This is a genomic window from Neomesorhizobium albiziae, from assembly GCF_900114255.1.
Taxonomy (GTDB): Bacteria; Pseudomonadota; Alphaproteobacteria; order Rhizobiales; family Rhizobiaceae; genus Neomesorhizobium; species Neomesorhizobium albiziae.
Map to the genome: position 1 here is coordinate 1 of NZ_FOSL01000086.1, position 1,662 is coordinate 1,662.

2 pseudogenes are annotated in these 1,662 nt (G+C 60.0%); both read right to left on the bottom strand.

Going from position 1 to position 1,662, the window contains the following annotated elements:
• Window positions 1–94: 94 nt before the first annotated feature.
• A pseudogene (locus F3H98_RS30875) lies at window positions 95–373 on the bottom strand (IS110 family transposase); the annotation flags it as partial.
• A gap of 234 nt (window positions 374–607) precedes the next feature.
• Window positions 608–856, bottom strand: a pseudogene (locus F3H98_RS30880) (transposase); the annotation flags it as partial.
• Window positions 857–1,662 lie beyond the last annotated feature (806 nt).

The window sequence follows — 1,662 nt, forward strand, 5'->3', positions numbered from 1 at the left end:
GGCCGGGCGCTGCGAACCCGAACCACTCCGCGCCCGGCCTCGGCTCAAGCCTCAGCCTGCGACACCGTCTGTCAGATTAAGTTTAAACTTTTACAACTAAAATGACCTCGAACCCGCGCTGCTCAAGAATCTCGTAGGCTGGGATCCAATAGACCCCGGTGGATTCCATCGCGACACTGGTCACGCCGCACGCTTTGAACCAGTCCGCCAGATCATGAAGATCCTGCGTAAATGTGCCAAACGCCCGCACTGGCGTGTCAGTGCGGGCCGGGTCGACCGCTGCCATGTGCATTTTTGATCCGATATCGATGCCAGCGGCACCGACCTTGACCAGCTTCAATCCCGGGCGCTCGCCGGTCGTCATCTTGGGCATCGCAAATCCTCCATCAAAATGTGGGCGGGAGGGTCTGGGCTATGCCTAGCTTCATCTTCCTAATCGGGATCGCCGTTGGAGCGGCGTCACCACTCTCAAGTTCGCATGAACCCATGGACCACGTTTTTTAACGGGGACTTCGCCTCCAATAAGCTGACGGCCGCTACCCTCCGAGGCGCGAGGGTAGCATGGCTGTTTCTACCGCGCGCAAGCGGGCAACGGCCCGTGACAGTTTTTTAAAAGATCCCGCTCCTCCTCCACTCGCCGCAGTTGCGCACGCAGGCGCAGGATCTCACTCTTGGCTTCAAGAAGATCTTTCGATTGCTGCTCCGACCTGTCAGGAGACACCGCCTTCACCCACTTATACAGGCTGTGCGCCGAGACGCCCAAACGCGCCGCGACATCCGGCACGCTATAGCCGCGTTCGACGACCTGCTTGACCGCTTCTTCCTTGAATTCCGGGGTAAACCTCTGCGTACTCACAAGCTGCCTCCTATGCTCAAAGGATAGGCGGGGCCTGTCTATCGCACCAGGGGCAGTCCAGTTAGCTTAACTTCGTGTCCGAAAAACCGGCAGCAGGCCACTCGTTCTCGCCTTTCTCGACGAACTCGAAGAGAAACGGAACAACTCCGTCGCCACGCGCAATGCCCGACTAGCCGCGATCCGATCTTTCTTCCACCAAGTCGCAGCCGCCGATCCGGCGTCCTTCGGTGTGTCGCACAACGCGTGCTGACGATTGCCATAAAAACGGGCGCACATCGAGGTGACGCACCATCTCATCAAGGCCGAAGTGGACGCCCTCATTGCGGCCCCCGATCAGAGGACGTGCCGTGGTCGGCGCGACCGCGCCTTTTTTGCTCTTCTTGGCACGGACCGGCGCTCGGGTCTCCGAAGCCACCGGCGTCAACACAAACGACCTTCAGTTGGAGCGGTCGCACCCGCAAGTGCTGCTGCGCGGCAAAGTGCGCAGAGACCGCGTCATCCCCATTTCCTCAGGATCTGGCGAAAGCACTGACGGCTCTGATGGACGAACATGGAATCGCCAATCCTGAGCCGCGACCGATATTTGTCGGCGCCCGCAACGAGCGCCTGACGCGCTTCGGAGCAACCCATATCGTGCGGCGCGCGGCCGCCCAGGCCGTGACCATCAGCCCGGCCTTGGCCGACAGGCCCATATCTCCGCACATCTTCCGGCACTATCTACCCCGCCCGACTATGTCGGGTAGCTTTAGACCGGAAACTACAAACATCTGAGAAACAAGGAGGTTTCCTGCAGAAACACCCGGGCC